This is a genomic window from Altericroceibacterium endophyticum (assembly GCF_009827595.1).
Lineage (GTDB): Bacteria > Pseudomonadota > Alphaproteobacteria > Sphingomonadales > Sphingomonadaceae > Altericroceibacterium > Altericroceibacterium endophyticum.
The window spans coordinates 325,319-340,226 of sequence record NZ_WTYT01000004.1; the positions used below are offsets into that span (position 1 = coordinate 325,319).

Below are 14,908 nucleotides of genomic sequence, written 5' to 3' on the forward strand. Positions count from 1 at the left end.
CCGGTTATACGAGTGATAACAAAATGGTAATCACAGAGGCCTCAATTGCCCACATTCCGTCAGCTTGAGATCTTTCTGGAAGCCGCTGCGGACTGCAATTTTCGCCGTACTGCCGACCGCCTTAACATCTCGCAACCCGCTATCAGCAAGCATATCGGGCAGTTTGAGGATGAGCTGGGCTATCCGCTATTCGAGCGTATACGCGGCCACAGTCCCACGCTGACTGCTGAAGGGCTGGCGCTTGTTCCCAAGGTCAGAGACATGCTTCACGCGAGAAAGGCGATGGTCCCTTCGACAAGGTCAGCGCCTGAGGAGGGACATGTCGAACTGACCCTCGCGGTGAGACATTTTCTGTTCGAGAATGATTTGATGACGCTTCTTTCCACCTTTCTCGAGCACCACCCCCAGATAAGCCTGGATGTGAAGATCTACGACAAAACACCCGAGATCATGCATGCGCTGGAAACGGGTCTATGCGATATCGCTATCTATCGCGGTTCGGTCATCCCGCGAAAAGTCTCCCGGATCGAATTCCTCAGTTCCATGTCGACATCCATTTATGCGCCAAAAGGATTCATACAGGACCTTACTGAAGAGATGCCGGACTTTGACAACATGCCATTTCTGCTCCCCCCGGAGGAGAGCGAGGTCACGGAACCCCTTCTTGCCGCTTTGCATGCGAATGACATTCACCCCAGTAACGTAGTGGGGCGCTCTCAATTTCCGCGAATGCTTGCCGAATGGGTCGCGCGGGGAAGAGGCGTAAGCCCGCTCATGGATATGCATATGCGCAGTTTCTTGGAACGAGGCCTTGTCGAGCGAATCTTTCCTTTGTCCTACAAGCTCAGTACAATCATGGCATTGCAGGACAAAGCCTTGCAGCCGGCGGCCAAGCCGTTGCTCGCGTGCCTGCGAAAAGAGCTTGGAAGCGAGTAAGCCGAGAGAATGGGTAATTGAACTGAACAGCTCCGCGCGCTTTGCGGAGGCCAGCGAAAAATGCCGCCAAGCCTGATTACACTCCGACTGTTCCTGCTCCCGGCGGGAGGGTTGTGCAATCTGTTCATTGGTCGCTTGGGAGCAGATTTTGTCAATAAGTTCCAAGGTGACGCTGGACAGACAGCCCCGTTTTGATCACACCTGCTAAATAAAGCAAAAAACCGGGAAGAGTGATGTTCAAAAAGTCTCAGTCCAAATCGCGCATCCTATCCACGGCCAGCGCGGCAGCCCTGACCCTGTTTTCGGCAACATCTGCAACCGCTCAGACTGAAGCCGAGGCGCGTCCGAACGTTCTGCTGATCGTTCTCGACGACGTCGGGCTCGACATGACGACCGACATTCTCCCCGGCGAGATCGACAGGATGCTGACAAAATACGGCCCCGAAGGCCGTGGTCATCCCGATGCCGCGCGTATCGATGGGCGACCAGCGTCGATGCCAGTGCTGAATTCCCTCGCCCGTAAAAGCCTCGTGTTTGCCAATGCATGGGCCGAACCGTTCTGTTCGCCCACGCGCGCTGCCATGCTCACCGGTCTTTATCCCGAGCGCACACGAGTGCTCGATTATACTGATTGGCTGACGCAAAGTCACTTGTCGCTGGGGACGATGATGCAGGATCAGGGCTATTCCACCGCGCTCATCGGCAAATGGCACCTTTCCGGCCTGAATGACATTCGGCCCGATGCACCGCCGCATAAAGGGCCGCTATATCCCGGCATGAAGCCCAAGGAGGCCGGATTCGACCTTTTCCGGGGAGACCTGAACGGCGCGCTTCCGGATTACTGGGAATATAAGGTGACTGTTCAGGACGCCGATACACCTCCGTCCGAATGGCGTGTCGAAACGCAGCCCGCCCGATCGCTTCCCGGCATCGCGCCCACCACCTTTGCACCCGTGGTGAAGGCAGCCGATACGGTCGACTGGGTCACGCAGCAGGAGAGCACAGCCCCTGACAAGCCATGGTTCGCCTGGCTGGCTTTCAACATGCCGCACATCCTGCCCGGTCAACCACCGGTTGTGGTTCCCAACAGGGGTACGCTTGACCCATCAGCGATAGCCGAAATCGAAGCCTGCGGAGGCGAGTTTGGCAGTAAAAATCTGGGGGATTGTTCAGCCCCATCGCTTAACCGCGCCATGTCGACGGCGACCGATACTGTCATGGGTCTGCTGTTAGAGGCGGTTGAGGAATTAGACCCGAATACGGTTGTTATCGTGATTGGCGATAACGGCACTGGCCAGTATGGCCGACCCGAGGTGAATTTCCTCGACAACTTATACATCACTTATGAAGGACGCGGCAAAGGAACGGGCTATGAAAGCGGTGTCCGTGTCCCCCTTATCGTTCACGGCCCGGGCATGGTTGAGGGGCGTAATGATGCCATCGTCCATGCGGTTGATCTTTTTTCGACGATCGCGGAACTGGGAGGTGTCACACTCCCTGAGAATGTACCGAACAGGACAGGCGATGCTATGGTTGATCTGGATTCCGTATCGCTCCTGCCCATCCTTTCAGGCCAAACGGACACTGTCCGCGCCCCGGACATCGGCTACGTAACGGCGGAAGGAAGTTCGCCGCTCGCCGACAATCGTCTCCAAGCCGCCGTACGTAACGCGCAATTTAAAATACTCTGCACCCGATCCGACAGTGGCGAAGACAATGGCTGCGAGTTCTATGATCTGAAAGCCGATCCGCTGGAGGAATATCCGCTCGCCATTACCACTAGCTGCGCCTCTGACGGAACCGAAGCGCCGGTTACTGATGAAGCGAGACAATACTGCTATCTCAAGCACGTGGTTGATACGGACACGATTCTCGCCAGCAGCGATTCGTGATCATCAGATCACCCGAATGAACAGGGGATCGCCCTTCGTCCTTTGCAATGAAGGTACGCTGCGTAGGCAGCTGTTGAAGGTGGAGGCCTGGCTATCCAAGGTCGGGAAAAGCATTCTTAATGCAACGGAGAGATTCTCATGGGATCTATGACATGGACGCTTAAGTGTTGATCCATAGGCGCGCAGGAAAGGGTTTTATGGCGGTTTGGAACGGTTGAGGATATTCTTCTTTTTGAAGTTTACCCCTTCGACGATTGTACGCGATGCAGGTTTCTTTGAATGTAAGGCAACGAAGCGTCCTTTCGGCCAGTGCGAGTAGTCGAGATTCCATTACCAATGCCTGCTTGATCGCCACACGAAACTGTCGATTTCAATAGTCCGCTCAAACTCAGCATCCTCTTCGTCCTTGAGAGTCTCCTCTCAGTTCTTCCAAGCTGCGTCGAGAGACTTATCAGATGATGCCCAGGCGAGATTGGAGTGGCGGAGACAGAAGTATTCGAACCACTGCGGTTTTGGTTGTGTTTTTCGAGAGGAAGTGCGCAAAATACGTAGTTTCGGAGGAATGATCGTTCGCCGACGTCTGTCGAAAATCGCGCAAAGCCCATTTGTAAGTGGGCATAAGGCCGAAATTTCACGTAAACCCAAAAAAATCAGCGATTTCTGGCGGGCCATGCGAGATAGCGATGAGAACTATATCTACTCCATAGCCCTCTATACCCCACCTAAATAGGCACGTCTGCTTTCCACCCCTTTTTTGGTCATTCAAGACTAACTGGGGAATCTTCGAATGCAGCCATTCACTTAGGAGGTGACAACAACGAATTCAAAGACCGGCCACGAGCACCTACCAACTACCCACTGACGATCCTATTCGATGCGCTTGGGGCGTCACAAATAATATTCTTCCCTCTACGGATCGCTCCCCCGTCAGTTCCCGCCCTTGTCGCTGCCCCGGCTGTGATCCAAGACGACAAGATCGGGTAGCCGGTGCTCAAAGACATCGAACGGATGCATGCCGTCCGCAACAAACGCATCAATCATCGCCTCGCGCTCAGGGTCGCTGCGCCAGTGGCCCTGAGGAAATTCGAGCAGCGGGCTCACCGTGACGGCCTCATAGGCAACGCTCAGCGAACCGAGCTGAAACTCGATCATCTTGGTAACCAGCGCCTCATCGGCATGTTCAGGATAGGTCCGCAGCACATGCTGGATCAGAGCGAGGTCGCCATCGGAACGCCGTAGTAGCCGCTCGAGCGTGCGAAAATTGATCACCGTGGTGTTCTCGGCACCGAAGAACATGCCGGCATTGTCTGAGGTGATAATCAGGTGCTCTATTCCGACGACAAAGCCCTCGAAGTGCGGATGACCTTCCTTCGGCAGCATCCGCGAGAGAAAACGCATGCCGCCCTCGGTTTGGATGAAGCGCTTCAGCACCTCTACCTGCCGGAAGGCCTTGGACACGCTATCTTTGTTGAGCACCTTGAGCTGATCCTTCGCCCAGCGCGGCGGCACTGGGCATTTCAGCTCGCACACGAACATCATGTAGCCGAGCGTCGGCTCGACCGAAATTACGAGCAGGTCGATATCCGGTAACGTCGCGTCGAATTCGCGCAGCGACACTTCGCTGCGGCAGATGAAGCCTTCCGCTTCCCACGCCGACTTGACGCGTCGGACGAACGCGCTGCCGATCTCGTTGCTGACTTGCTCGAGGAAGGTGTTTGGGCGCCGCTGGGCGATGACGCGCAGCAAGTTCACCAGCCCCTCCGCGATCGCGAAGTGATGCGGCCGCATGACGATCCTGCCATCCGGCTCCCCCTCCCGCATCAGCGAGAAATAACTAGCATCGACCCGTCCTGCCGTCGCGTCGCGGTCGTACACCATGTCCTTCAGGATCTTGCGCGTGGTATCAGGGCCGATGCCCAGATCCTCCTCGATCCCTTGAAGTAGATCTGTTTCCGGCATGTAGACGGCGCCGACCGCGTCCTGCGCACGGGCAAAATAGCGGTGGTAGAGCGCCTTCATCAGCAGCATCCGGTAGACGCTCAGGAACTGTTCGTAGGTGTAGCCGCCCAGATCGATCTGGCTGTCGGGCGCTATCAGGGAAAAATAGGCAGCGAGCTTGAGAGCAGCCTCTTCGCGCATCAGCGGCTCGGCCGTTTCCAGATTGGACGTGACTACGCCCTCCGGCTCATCCTTGAGCAGGCGGAGAATTTCTTCCGAATGGTTGAAGTCGCGGAAGTGATGTTGCGACATCAGCAGATGATCGTTGTGGACCGTGAAAAACTGCCGCGGGATCGATTTATCCGCGAACCGGATCTCGACCCGTCCGTCCTTAAGCGACCAGTTCATCGCGCCGGGGACATTGTACGAGTAATACAAATACTCGCGGATCATGTAATAATGCGATGCGAAGACGAGGTCCTCCATCATCTGCCGCACGTCGGTCTCGCTCTCGACATCCAACGCGGCGCCATCCGCGCCCGAGACGAAGCTGTTCGCGAGTATGGAATAGCCGCGGTCGATATAACCAACCTCATCGATACCCTTCGTGAAGGCACCGATCTCGTAAAGCTCCGACGCGAGACGCAGCTTGCTGGTGCCCGACCAGCCTCGCGAAGGAAGCGCGTCGAGCGCCGCATCCAGCTGACGCTCGAAATCCTGCACCTGCTTTTTCAGTTTCCGGTCCATCATCGCCCAGCTTCGTGTTGGTCGCGCGCTAGGATTACATGCACGCACTCATGAAAGGTCCCGCACTTCAGGTCCCGGGCGGTGACATGCCGAGCCCTTCGTAGATGCCCTTTAACTTGGCCCAAGCCGCATCGAGCATGGGCTTTGCGGCGTCACGGCTATAGCTGTAGTCATCCTTGGTCGCGTTTGTCCGAACAACGAGACACCACTCGCCCTTCGCAATGACGTGTGAGCTATTCCTCCGACATTTGCGCTGGCGCTGTGCCTGCTCAATCTTCACGTCGATCAGAATGTCCCTGACTTTAGCCATCCTTCTTCCCCTTCAGGGCGTCGCGCACATTGTCTCCGAGAGTGTCGAGCGCAGCCAGTGCGTCCTCGTTGTCGCCTGCGTCAGGCGCCTTACGGCTCCCAGATTTGATTCCGAGATGTTCGTTGATCGCCTTGTTCAGCAGCGATGTAACGGCAGCCCGGTTATCGCGCCCTGCGACGGTCTTAACGCGCTGACCGACTTCTCGGCCCGCGGGCGAGAGTTTTAGATCCTTGAGAATGCGGGCGACGACGGAGCCTGTGCGTTCGGAGAGCCGCTTGCGCGCGCCAACCCGCCGCGCCTGCGGCTGCACTGGAAGGTCACCAGAACTGCTGACTTGGGACAGCTCTTCCTGCTTTCGGCGCAGCGTCTCCCTGAGCTTGTCCTTCGCGATGACGTCGCGCAGGCGCAGACCCGCGCCGATCTCATGGTCCAGCATTTCCTCGAGGACGCGATCGTCTTCCGGATCAAGGAATGACCGATTGATAAACGAGCCGACGATCTCGTTATCGACCAGCATCCCGATGTCGAAACGACGGGACTCTCCTGAGCCGTCGCCATCGCCCTTCTCGTCACCGGCCTCCAGCCACCTCTTGACCATCGCTTGGTCATCGAAATCCAGTTCGCGGAAATCGTCCCAATGGGCGTCAGTGTTCAAACCCACATGGGAGACCACGAAGGCGTGGTTGTCCGGATGTTCGGGCTTCGCCTCATGGACGACGCGCATCACGCGCCCAACGAACTGGATGTAAGGCGACAAGCTTGCGAACGGCCGGAAGATGGCCGCCACGCTCAGGGGCGGATGATCGAAGCCTTCGCCGAGCATCTGCACCTGCACGATGCAATCGAGCTTGCCGCTGCGCAGATCGGCAAGAACGGCGTCCTGCTTGTCTCGATCCATCTCACCGTAGATTTCGGCCGCCTTCAGGCCCCGCTCTTCATACAACCCGCGCACCTGGCGGGCATGGTCGACTGAACAGGCGACGGCGATGATCTGGTGGCGGAAACCGCTGCGCTCGCGCAGCTCCTGGAGGTATTTGATGCTGGCGTCGACGATGTGGCGATTGCACTCCGGCGCCAGCGCGACGCCGCGCCGGAACCAGGCATGTTCCCGCAAGGCCAACACCTCTTCCAGGGTGTGCCGCTTCGTGTCGTCACGGTAGGTGAAGGACAGCTCCGACGGCGCTACGTTCCGAGAGTGGATCTGCTTGATGTACCCCTTCACCATCGCGCGGGTAAACGGATAGCGATAGATCACCTTGCCGACAGGCCGCGTTCCGTCGCCCCGGAACGGTGTCGCCGTCAGGCTGATGACTTTGGCGTTCGGAAAGCGATCGAAGACTTTTGCCCAGCTCGGGGCCACGTTGTGGTGGCCCTCGTCGATCATGATAATGTCGAAATAGTTCGGCGGAAACTGTGGGAGCCAGCGATCTGCCGAGCTAGCCAATTGGTGGATGTTGGTCACGACGAACTGGCTTGCGTTGCAATCGTGGAGATTGGCGTCGACGCCATCCAAAACAGCCCGAAATGGTCCTGCCGAAAAATCGTGGAGCGCGCCCGTCCGCCGCCAGAAATTCTTCGGGTTGCTGATGTCGAGCGATTCCGCGACGCCCGACCGGATCGTCAAATTCGGTGTGATGACAAGCGCGCGCCCTTTGGCGACGCCGAAGGGCAATGTCGCAATGACGCCGGTCTTTCCGCAGCCGACAGGAATCTGCAGGATTACCGGCTCGTTCGAGGCTTCGAAGTGGGTCCGCACTGCCCGGTGGGCGTCCTGCTGCGGCTCGCGGATCTTGGGGTTCGCCTCAATGTCCGCAGTCAGCGTCTGAAACATATGGTCGGGCTCGTCGGCGGCCTGTTCGGCGCGCCGATACTCGAGGCGGAAGGGCTCAAGGTCGGGCCGGCGATAGAAGCGATAGCCGCTTCCCGGCCGGCGCACCGGCTTGAGCTTGTCGGAGGCATCCCACCGTCGAAGCGTATCCTTCGAGACGCCGACATACTCGGCGGCCTCGGCAAGGGTTAGGAAATCGGGGGCATCGCTCTGTGACATGCCGCAACCTTATGCAACTCTATGCATTCGGTCAACCCCTGGGCGACGACCCCGCGCTGTGAGCGTTCCGATGCCATTGATGACGCCGCTATGAGACTCTTGCGGATCATACAAAATTTTGTATATATATATCGGATGCCCCCGTGGACGGCGTTCCGAGGGCTGCAAGGAACACTCTTCGTTATGCAGGTTCAGATTCGAAAGCTCGAAGGCAGTTGGGATCTCGGTTACGCGCTCCACAAGCATACGCTGTCGAGCGTCTACCTGGGCGACGACGAATACGGCCACCCTCGATTTGACACGACGCGCTCGGAGCCCGGCGAGGCGCTATACCAGCTTAAATATCGAGCTGATTGGAATCAGGTTCAGCCGCTCGCGGCCCAAGTGCGGCAATCCTTGCTGCCGCTGTTCGGCAAGATCGGCCTGATTATCCCAATGCCCGCCTCCACGGTGCGGGCGCGCCAGCCGGTCAATGAGATCGCCAACGAACTCGGCAAACTGACGAAAACGCCGGTGTTCGACGACATCATCGTCAAGGCGCCCGCGCCCGAAGGCAGCCCGCAGCTCAAGAACCTGCATGGCCGCGAGGCGAAGGACGCCGCATTGGAGGGACGGTTCAGCATCAACCCGTCCATCACCAACGAAGGGTGTTGGAACGCGCTTGTCCTTGACGATCTTTTCGACACGGGTGCCACAATGGACGCCGTCTGCAAAACGCTACGCACGTACAAGAAAATCAACCACGTCTACGCCGCTTCGATCACATGGAAGTAATGCCATGACCACTGTCTTCATCGCCGGATCAATCTCCATCAGCCGCCTGCATGAGAAGGTCGCGGACAGGATCAACAAGATCGTGTCTTCAGACTTTAACGTCGTAGTCGGAGACGCCGATGGCGCCGATACCTCAATTCAGGAATGCCTCCAGCGGTACCAAGCCGGAAAGGTGACCGTGTATTGCACCGGAGACTCGCCCCGGAACAATGTCGCAGAATGGCCGGTCCACAGGGTCGTCTCGAAGGCGAAGGCGGGCACGCGCGCCTACTTTACCGCCAAAGACCTGGAGATGGCGCGCCACAGCGACTATGGCCTCATGGTCTGGGATTGCAAAAGCACCGGCACGCTCAGCAATGTCATTGAGCTTCTTCGAGAAAAGAAGAAGTCCGTGGTCTTCGTGAACAAGAACAAGGATTTTGTCACCATATCGGACAAGGACGGCTTGGAGCGCCTTGTCGCCTTCATGTCGGATCATGCTCGCGCAAAGGCAGAAGAGAAGATTGGCCTCACCGCGAAGATCGCCAACATCGCCCACGAACAATTCTCGTTGGACATCGGTGCGAATAGCGAAATGTCAGCAAGCCCGGTGAAGGATCTGGAGCCGTCAGCACCAGCCGAGGCGAGCCCGGAGCAGACCGAGAGCGTAAAGTTACGCGCGGCGCTCATGACGGCGCTGAAAGAGCATATTTCCCGCGCGCATCTCAGCCAGTCTCAAGCGGCCAAAGTATTTGGGGTGACCCAGCCGCGGATCTCAGACCTCACGCGTGGCAAGGTTGACCTGTTCGGCCTCGACGCCTTGGTTAACATGGCCGCTACGGCGGGCTTGCGCGTGGAGATGCACGTTCGCGAACCTCGGGTTACTGTCGGCTGACACTGTTCGAGTCGGTTAGTAATGTTAGTCTGGGTGCCTCTGGGTTGCTCAGATTCATATTGATCTTGAGCATGCTCTATAGCGGTATAGCTGCCACACAAACGTTAGGGCGGGCACGCCGAGTATTGGCTTATTCGCCCAGATGCGAACGCGCGATGCCTTGAGGAAAATCCGCTCTAGCGAAGCGCAGATGGGGATCTAAGGCGGCCGGGAACCCTGAAGACGATGAGATGCCGGGCGAGCGCACCACCTTCGGGAACATAAGCGCTGTGCCAGAGACACTCTTCTATGCTCGGCACCGGCCCTGGCCGATCGACGAGTTCGAGTGCGCCGAGAAATCCGAGCCGGACATTGGCCGCTTGGTAACTGGTTGCCTGCGCCAGGTATCGACTGGCAGCCTCGGGTGAAAACGCGCCCTCGTGCTTTTTGAGCTCGATAACGAAAGCCGGGCCACCTAGACTGATATAAAGATCTGTCCGGCCAGTCGCGACGCCGCGCACTTCGGACAGCACCTCCGCGCCGACGAGATTGCCCTTGAGGAAGTCGCGGAGGTCTGCTTGGAGGTCGGCCTCGCTCGGATCCGAGGCGCGCAGATAGGCGCCGCGCGCGCCGAGATCGCGTATCTCGGCATTCTGCCGGTCACTGCAAAACATCAAAATCTGTTGGAGTACGGCGTCGAATGCCTGCTGGACCTCGCCTGCATATTCGCTGCTGGCGGCCAGTTGATCACGCAACGACGCCAGCACACGTTGCAGGACCGGATTGGCAAGCACGCGGCCGTGCGCGACATGGCTGGCGAGCCCGAACTCAAGCGATCGTGCCATGTCAGAGGGAATCTGCTCGGTCGAGGCGCCCTCGGGGAGAATGCGCGCGAGCAGCGGATATTGCTCATTCTCCTTGGCTTTTCCCGGCCCGGCACCGGCGCGGCGAGCCTCATCCAATCCGGCACGAAGATTTTGCGCGATCGTTCGCTGTGCATCAGGCCATTGGCCTTCGCTGAGCAGATCGTCGAGATGGCCCGCGAGGCCGCGTTCGCGCAGGAAAGAGGCCTCGACCCGGGGACGCAATACGAGCCGTAGGCCGTCGCCGTGGGCGATGGTACAACTTGCGTCATAGACGGCGAGGATGCGATCCATGGTCGTAGCGGCATTGATCCAGCTCGGACGGGCAAGATCGTCGGCCACGCGTTGGACCGTACGCGCGAGTTCAAACCATTCAATATCCACGTCCTGACGAGGCGCGAGCCATGGCACCACGTGACCGGTGCGTAGCACCACTGCACGATCTCGCGCGGCTGTCACCAGATCGGTCAGCGTCGCCTGCATCTCCGCAACGCTCCGGTTCGCCGCAAAGCCGAGAACGAGATCAATCGCCGATCGATAGGCGCGTGCGTCCGACCGATCATCATCGACCTCGCGCGCCCGTTCGAAAAGCAGCCGTGCCGTGCCTAGGCCGGCAAGGATCGTTGCCATATCCTTGCCGTCGAGCGCACGCGCCAGATGTGCGAGGCCGAGCTCGAACGCCGCTTCGCTTTCTGCTTCCTCGTTGTCGAGCAGCCGGTGGAGCATCGTCAGCAGATCGTCATCACCCCATGCATGGAAGGCGGCCCCGCCAATCTTTGCGACATGTTGCGCGAAGGAACCCGGCACATCGGATGCGACCTCGGTGAGCTCGAGTAGGGGCCGGTGACGGCTCACATCGCCTTCCAGCGCGAGACGGAAAAGGCCTTCGAGCGCATAGGCAGCAATCAGCGTCTCGCGCTCGGTCGCGCGTTCCCGAATTCGCCGCGTGAAGATCGCAACGACAGCCTGGGCGATGGTCGCACGCAGTGTCGTGCTCCTGATGAGCCGGTCGATCGCGTCGCGGAAGGATTGCGGATCGCGTGCCAAAGCGAAACCGCCCACCAGAAAATCATGCAGCCGCGCGCCTTCGTTGGGCGGGGCCGCACTGATCATGTCGGCGAGAATGTCAAGGAAGGGCGCCGCTTGGAGCCGATCAGCGTCGGCGAGGATTTCATCCACGCCGCCAAGATCGTCGACCGTGATGGGCTGGCTCTCCGCCAACCGCGCCTCGAGAAGTTCAAGCGCTCTCATGCTGAAGAGCGCGACGGCGACAGCGCTACCATAGATAATCATCTCCCGTCGCGGATCGGCACCATTGTTCGCCGAGCCGATCGACAATCGCGCTGGCATTGGCGCTCCCGATGATGATCTGCAGTCCCTCGGTTTCCCGTGAAATCGCCTGAAGCTCGCTCAGTACCGCGGTCAGGTCATCGGGACTCACTTCTTCAGCAGCTGGGGAATCGACGATCAGGAGACCGGGATGGCGACCGAGGCCCCGTTCCCGACCGACACGAAGCAGAGCCACCGCAGTCGCGATCCGCAGCCGCAGTCGCTCGCCCGCCGTCACCTTGCTGAAGCTGGTCGGCTCGCTGCCCTTGGTCAGAAGGAGAGAGGCGTTGGTGTTGAGCTTGACCTCCTCCAGCATCTGCACGCCGAGACGCTGTCCCAGCGCGAGAATCTCCGCGTTCAGCCGATCGAGGATGTCGCCGCGACCAGCCTTATAGGCTTTGTCTGCCTCTGCGTGAGCCGCGCTGACGAGCGCTAAGTCGGGAGAAACGGCGACGGGTGTCGCAGGCGCATGGCGCTCCTTCAGAGCGCCTTCCAGTCGCGCGACCTCGAGTTCTGCCTTGCGGCGCTGTTCGAACGTGGCGCTCGTCGCCGCCTTGGTGAGTGCTTGGCGTGCCCCTTCGAGCTCGGCGCTGCTCGCCTTCGACTGCCCCCCGAGTGCCTTGGCGTTGGCACGCGCGCGACCGGCGGCAGCCTTGGCAGCCGCTAAACGCTGTTCGCTCGCGTCCAGCCCCTCGCTTGCGCCCTCCATCTCGTCGATAGGGATATCCTCGGCGCAGAGCGAACAACTCAGATCAGCGCTTTCGCGCTTCAGCCGTTCGCCCGACACTCGCGTCTCGCAACGCGGGCAGCAAACGGGCTGCAGGCCGTTAAAGAATTGCGTCGCGACGATGTTCTCCCGCAGATCACGCACCGCCCGCTCGTCCGCGGTCGCGAGGCGTTCCAGTTCGGTCGCTTCGGTCTCGGCGCGAGCTAGGCGCTGCGCGAGATCGAGAGCAATCGGCGAAAGGCGGGCGACCTCGCCGGCAAGTCGCTCGAGCTCGGCGGCCGTACCTGTCGCCGGCGCGAAACCTTCGAGAATCTTCTTCGCTACCTGGAGTTCGCGGTCGATTCGTGCGCGTGCCGTCTCCGCTTCTTTCGTGGCAGTCGTGGCAGCCTTGGACGCTTTCTCGGTCTCTTGGTCGAGTTCGCGCTTTGCCGTGCCCGCCTGCATGACCGTCGTCGCCCAAGGCATGCCAATATACATCTGCAGCATCCGCGCGGGCAGGCCGGCCATTTGGACGTCGCCGAGCAACTGCTTGTGGTCGCCGCCAAAATAGAGACCGCCCGAGAGCGCGGCCCAACCATGCTCGACGATCTGGCGCTCGTCTTCCTTACCCTGCATCGCCGTGATCGGGTCGAGATCGAGCGTGTTCATCATGAAGCGCGACATCGCGGCCTCGAATCCCTCGTCCGACATGAAGCGGTCCAACTCGTCAATCTCGCCCGACACGCGGCGACGCGCCAAGCTGCCGCGCGGAACACGCTCCTCGACCGCAAACTCCACCACGTAATGCTGATCATCGACATCGAATTCCACGCACACAGAGGACAACCACCGGCGCACATCGTCCTGCAGGCCCTTGGGTGTGCCTCGCAGCGCCCACAGCAGGATCTCCAGCACGGTCGATTTGCCACGGAGGTTACGTTCGCTCGTTACTGCCCAGACGCCGGCGGCAAGGTCTGACCAGTCGAAGTCGATCGGACCTTGTGCGGTTCCGCGCTTCTCTCCCTTGAAAGCAATACGCCGCACTGTCAGCTTTCGTGCGGGACGCAGGGGCCGGTCCGCCGTGATCCCTCGCTTGCGTAGAGCCAACTCCGCTTCTGCGGGGCGCATGCCAGCCTTTTCCGCGACCATCTCCAGCCAACCACTGCTCATTCGCCGAGCCCTTCCAAGATTGCCGCGAGCCGTGCCAGCACCAGATCGGTGACCGGCTGGATCAAATGGCTAAGTTCCGTTCCCGCATATTCAGCCTGTAGATACTGTCGGTCCTTCAACGCCTTGCCGCCCTGTTCACCCGCCACCCGCGCCACGATACAGGCACGATCGCGATACCAGCCAAGCTCGGGCGCTGCAGCGGCGATCCGCCCCAGCGCGTCTTCGCCTGCGCTGGTCAGCAGATAGAGATGCTCGCGGATCTTGCCGGGAACACCTTCACGCTTGATCCGAATGAGGTCTGCTGCCCTAAGGATAGCCAGCGCATTGTCGAGCGGTTCGAACGCCCCGAACAGATAGCGTACCATCGGCAGGCGCCGAAGATCGGGTTCACGATCATCGAATATACGCTGTGCGATCGTCAGCAGATCGCGTTCGCCGGACGTCTCGAATTCCGTCAGGAGTTCGTTGGCGAGGTAATCGGGATTGCGCATCCAGAAGTCGAGAGCCTGCAGGCGCGACTGGGAGTGCAGGACGCACACAACATCGCTTCCCCAGCGGCTTGCATCATTTGCATCGCCGGCCGCCTGAATGCAGGCGAGCAAGCGAATGGCTGTTTGTCTTTCGCTGGCAACAGCTATTTCTGTCACTTCAAATTCACCCTGCTGTCGATCTTCGTCAACTTGCCTCGCCGACCCTCACTTTTCTTATGTACCCGATCGCTCGGTAAAGACTAGTCGCAGCAGATATGCTCCACGCACAATAAATTATCGAGATTTGAGTTGGCGGTGCTGAGTATCGCTCGCCTGGATGGCGTCTGCTAGGGGTGAGCCGTGAATCGATCGCGGCTTTCAGAACGCTTGATTGCAGCACCAAAATGCCAGCATGTCAGCGGTAATCGTCGGCGCTGGCACATGAATAATCGACGGTTATCAAGAGGCCCAGCTAAGCCGCTGAATGAAGGCCATTTGGGTGGAGACGGCCCGTTTAGGAAAATCGGCAGGGTGCCAGAGACGACGTCCACCCTTCTGTAGCCATTGCCGCGCTGATCCATGGGGCCACCTCACCGGGAGGCCCGCTGCAATACTATAGGATTGAGTCGACTTCTTCTCGCACCCAGCGACCAGTTCCGCAGCCTGGCGGAAGCATAGGAAACGACCGCCCCATTTGCCGCGTGCCAATGAATTCCGGCGAGCGCTGATTAAAGATCAACGCCGCATGCGCCATGCGCTCTCACCTCTTCGCCAACGGCGCGATCTATGGTGGTTTCGAATTCCTTAATCGCTCGTAGCAGGCGCTGGCTGGGTACACCCGCGAAATCGGCTTTGTCGAAAAAGGGAAAAATG

At 59.2% G+C, this 14,908-nt stretch carries 10 protein-coding genes; 4 read left to right on the plus strand and 6 right to left on the minus strand.

Features of this window, described 5'->3' with window-relative positions:
- The first annotated feature begins 45 nt into the window (after positions 1–45).
- Both GRI91_RS10650 and GRI91_RS10655 read left to right on the plus strand, forming a co-directional pair.
- Complete coding sequence (locus GRI91_RS10650) at positions 46–936, plus strand: LysR family transcriptional regulator (RefSeq protein WP_160736648.1); 891 nt, start codon at positions 46–48, stop codon at positions 934–936.
- A gap of 233 nt (positions 937–1,169) precedes the next feature.
- Positions 1,170–2,828: a sulfatase-like hydrolase/transferase gene (locus GRI91_RS10655; protein ID WP_160736649.1), complete on the plus strand. Its 1,659-nt coding sequence runs from the start codon at positions 1,170–1,172 to the stop codon at positions 2,826–2,828.
- A 927-nt stretch (positions 2,829–3,755) separates the two neighbouring features.
- Here GRI91_RS10655 and GRI91_RS10660 read toward each other — a convergent pair.
- The 3 genes from GRI91_RS10660 to GRI91_RS10670 all read right to left on the minus strand — a co-directional run bounded on the left by GRI91_RS10660 (position 3,756) and on the right by GRI91_RS10670 (position 7,870).
- The gene (locus GRI91_RS10660; RefSeq protein WP_160736650.1) at positions 3,756–5,516 is read right to left on the minus strand and encodes a hypothetical protein; all 1,761 of its coding nucleotides are present in this window, start codon (positions 5,514–5,516) and stop codon (positions 3,756–3,758) included.
- Positions 5,517–5,580: 64 nt separating this feature from the next.
- A complete protein-coding gene (locus GRI91_RS10665) occupies positions 5,581–5,823 on the minus strand; it encodes a hypothetical protein (protein ID WP_160736651.1) in 243 nt (80 codons plus the stop codon).
- Positions 5,816–7,870, minus strand: a complete 2,055-nt coding sequence (locus tag GRI91_RS10670; RefSeq protein WP_160736652.1) for a DEAD/DEAH box helicase — start codon at positions 7,868–7,870, stop codon at positions 5,816–5,818. The genes GRI91_RS10665 and GRI91_RS10670 overlap by 8 nt, the downstream gene beginning before the upstream one ends.
- 183 nt (positions 7,871–8,053) lie before the next feature.
- Here GRI91_RS10670 and GRI91_RS10675 point away from each other — a divergent pair, with 183 nt between their 5' ends.
- Entirely contained in the window at positions 8,054–8,644 is a 591-nt protein-coding gene (locus tag GRI91_RS10675) for a ComF family protein (protein WP_160736653.1), read from the plus strand.
- 4 nt (positions 8,645–8,648) lie between these two features.
- Entirely contained in the window at positions 8,649–9,518 is an 870-nt protein-coding gene (locus GRI91_RS16135; RefSeq protein ID WP_160736654.1) for a helix-turn-helix domain-containing protein, read from the plus strand.
- A 176-nt stretch (positions 9,519–9,694) separates the two neighbouring features.
- Here the strand turns inward: GRI91_RS16135 and GRI91_RS10685 are convergent, their stop codons facing one another.
- From GRI91_RS10685 to GRI91_RS10695, 3 genes are read right to left on the minus strand one after another with little or no spacing between them, the layout of a single operon-like run.
- On the minus strand, positions 9,695–11,710 hold the full coding sequence (locus GRI91_RS10685; protein WP_160736655.1) for a hypothetical protein: 2,016 nt from the start codon (positions 11,708–11,710) through the stop codon (positions 9,695–9,697).
- Entirely contained in the window at positions 11,637–13,565 is a 1,929-nt protein-coding gene (locus GRI91_RS10690) for a coiled-coil domain-containing protein (RefSeq protein WP_202385556.1), read from the minus strand. The genes GRI91_RS10685 and GRI91_RS10690 overlap by 74 nt, the downstream gene beginning before the upstream one ends.
- Positions 13,562–14,212, minus strand: coding sequence for a hypothetical protein (locus GRI91_RS10695; protein ID WP_337190360.1), 651 nt, complete (start codon positions 14,210–14,212; stop codon positions 13,562–13,564). The genes GRI91_RS10690 and GRI91_RS10695 overlap by 4 nt, the downstream gene beginning before the upstream one ends.
- Positions 14,213–14,908: the final 696 nt, after the last annotated feature.

Excerpts from the sequence above, each read along its gene's own strand:
- GRI91_RS10655 (WP_160736649.1), top strand. The coding sequence starts at position 1,170 with ATGTTCAAAAAGTCTCAGTCCAAATCGCGCATCCTATCCACGGCCAGC.
- GRI91_RS10665 (WP_160736651.1), bottom strand. The coding sequence starts at position 5,823 with ATGGCTAAAGTCAGGGACATTCTGATCGACGTGAAGATTGAGCAGGCA.
- GRI91_RS10670 (WP_160736652.1), bottom strand. The coding sequence starts at position 7,870 with ATGTCACAGAGCGATGCCCCCGATTTCCTAACCCTTGCCGAGGCCGCC.
- GRI91_RS10675 (WP_160736653.1), top strand. The coding sequence starts at position 8,054 with ATGCAGGTTCAGATTCGAAAGCTCGAAGGCAGTTGGGATCTCGGTTAC.
- GRI91_RS10660 (WP_160736650.1), bottom strand. The coding sequence starts at position 5,516 with ATGATGGACCGGAAACTGAAAAAGCAGGTGCAGGATTTCGAGCGTCAG.
- GRI91_RS10685 (WP_160736655.1), bottom strand. The coding sequence starts at position 11,710 with ATGCCAGCGCGATTGTCGATCGGCTCGGCGAACAATGGTGCCGATCCG.
- GRI91_RS10690 (WP_202385556.1), bottom strand. The coding sequence starts at position 13,565 with ATGAGCAGTGGTTGGCTGGAGATGGTCGCGGAAAAGGCTGGCATGCGC.
- GRI91_RS16135 (WP_160736654.1), top strand. The coding sequence starts at position 8,649 with ATGACCACTGTCTTCATCGCCGGATCAATCTCCATCAGCCGCCTGCAT.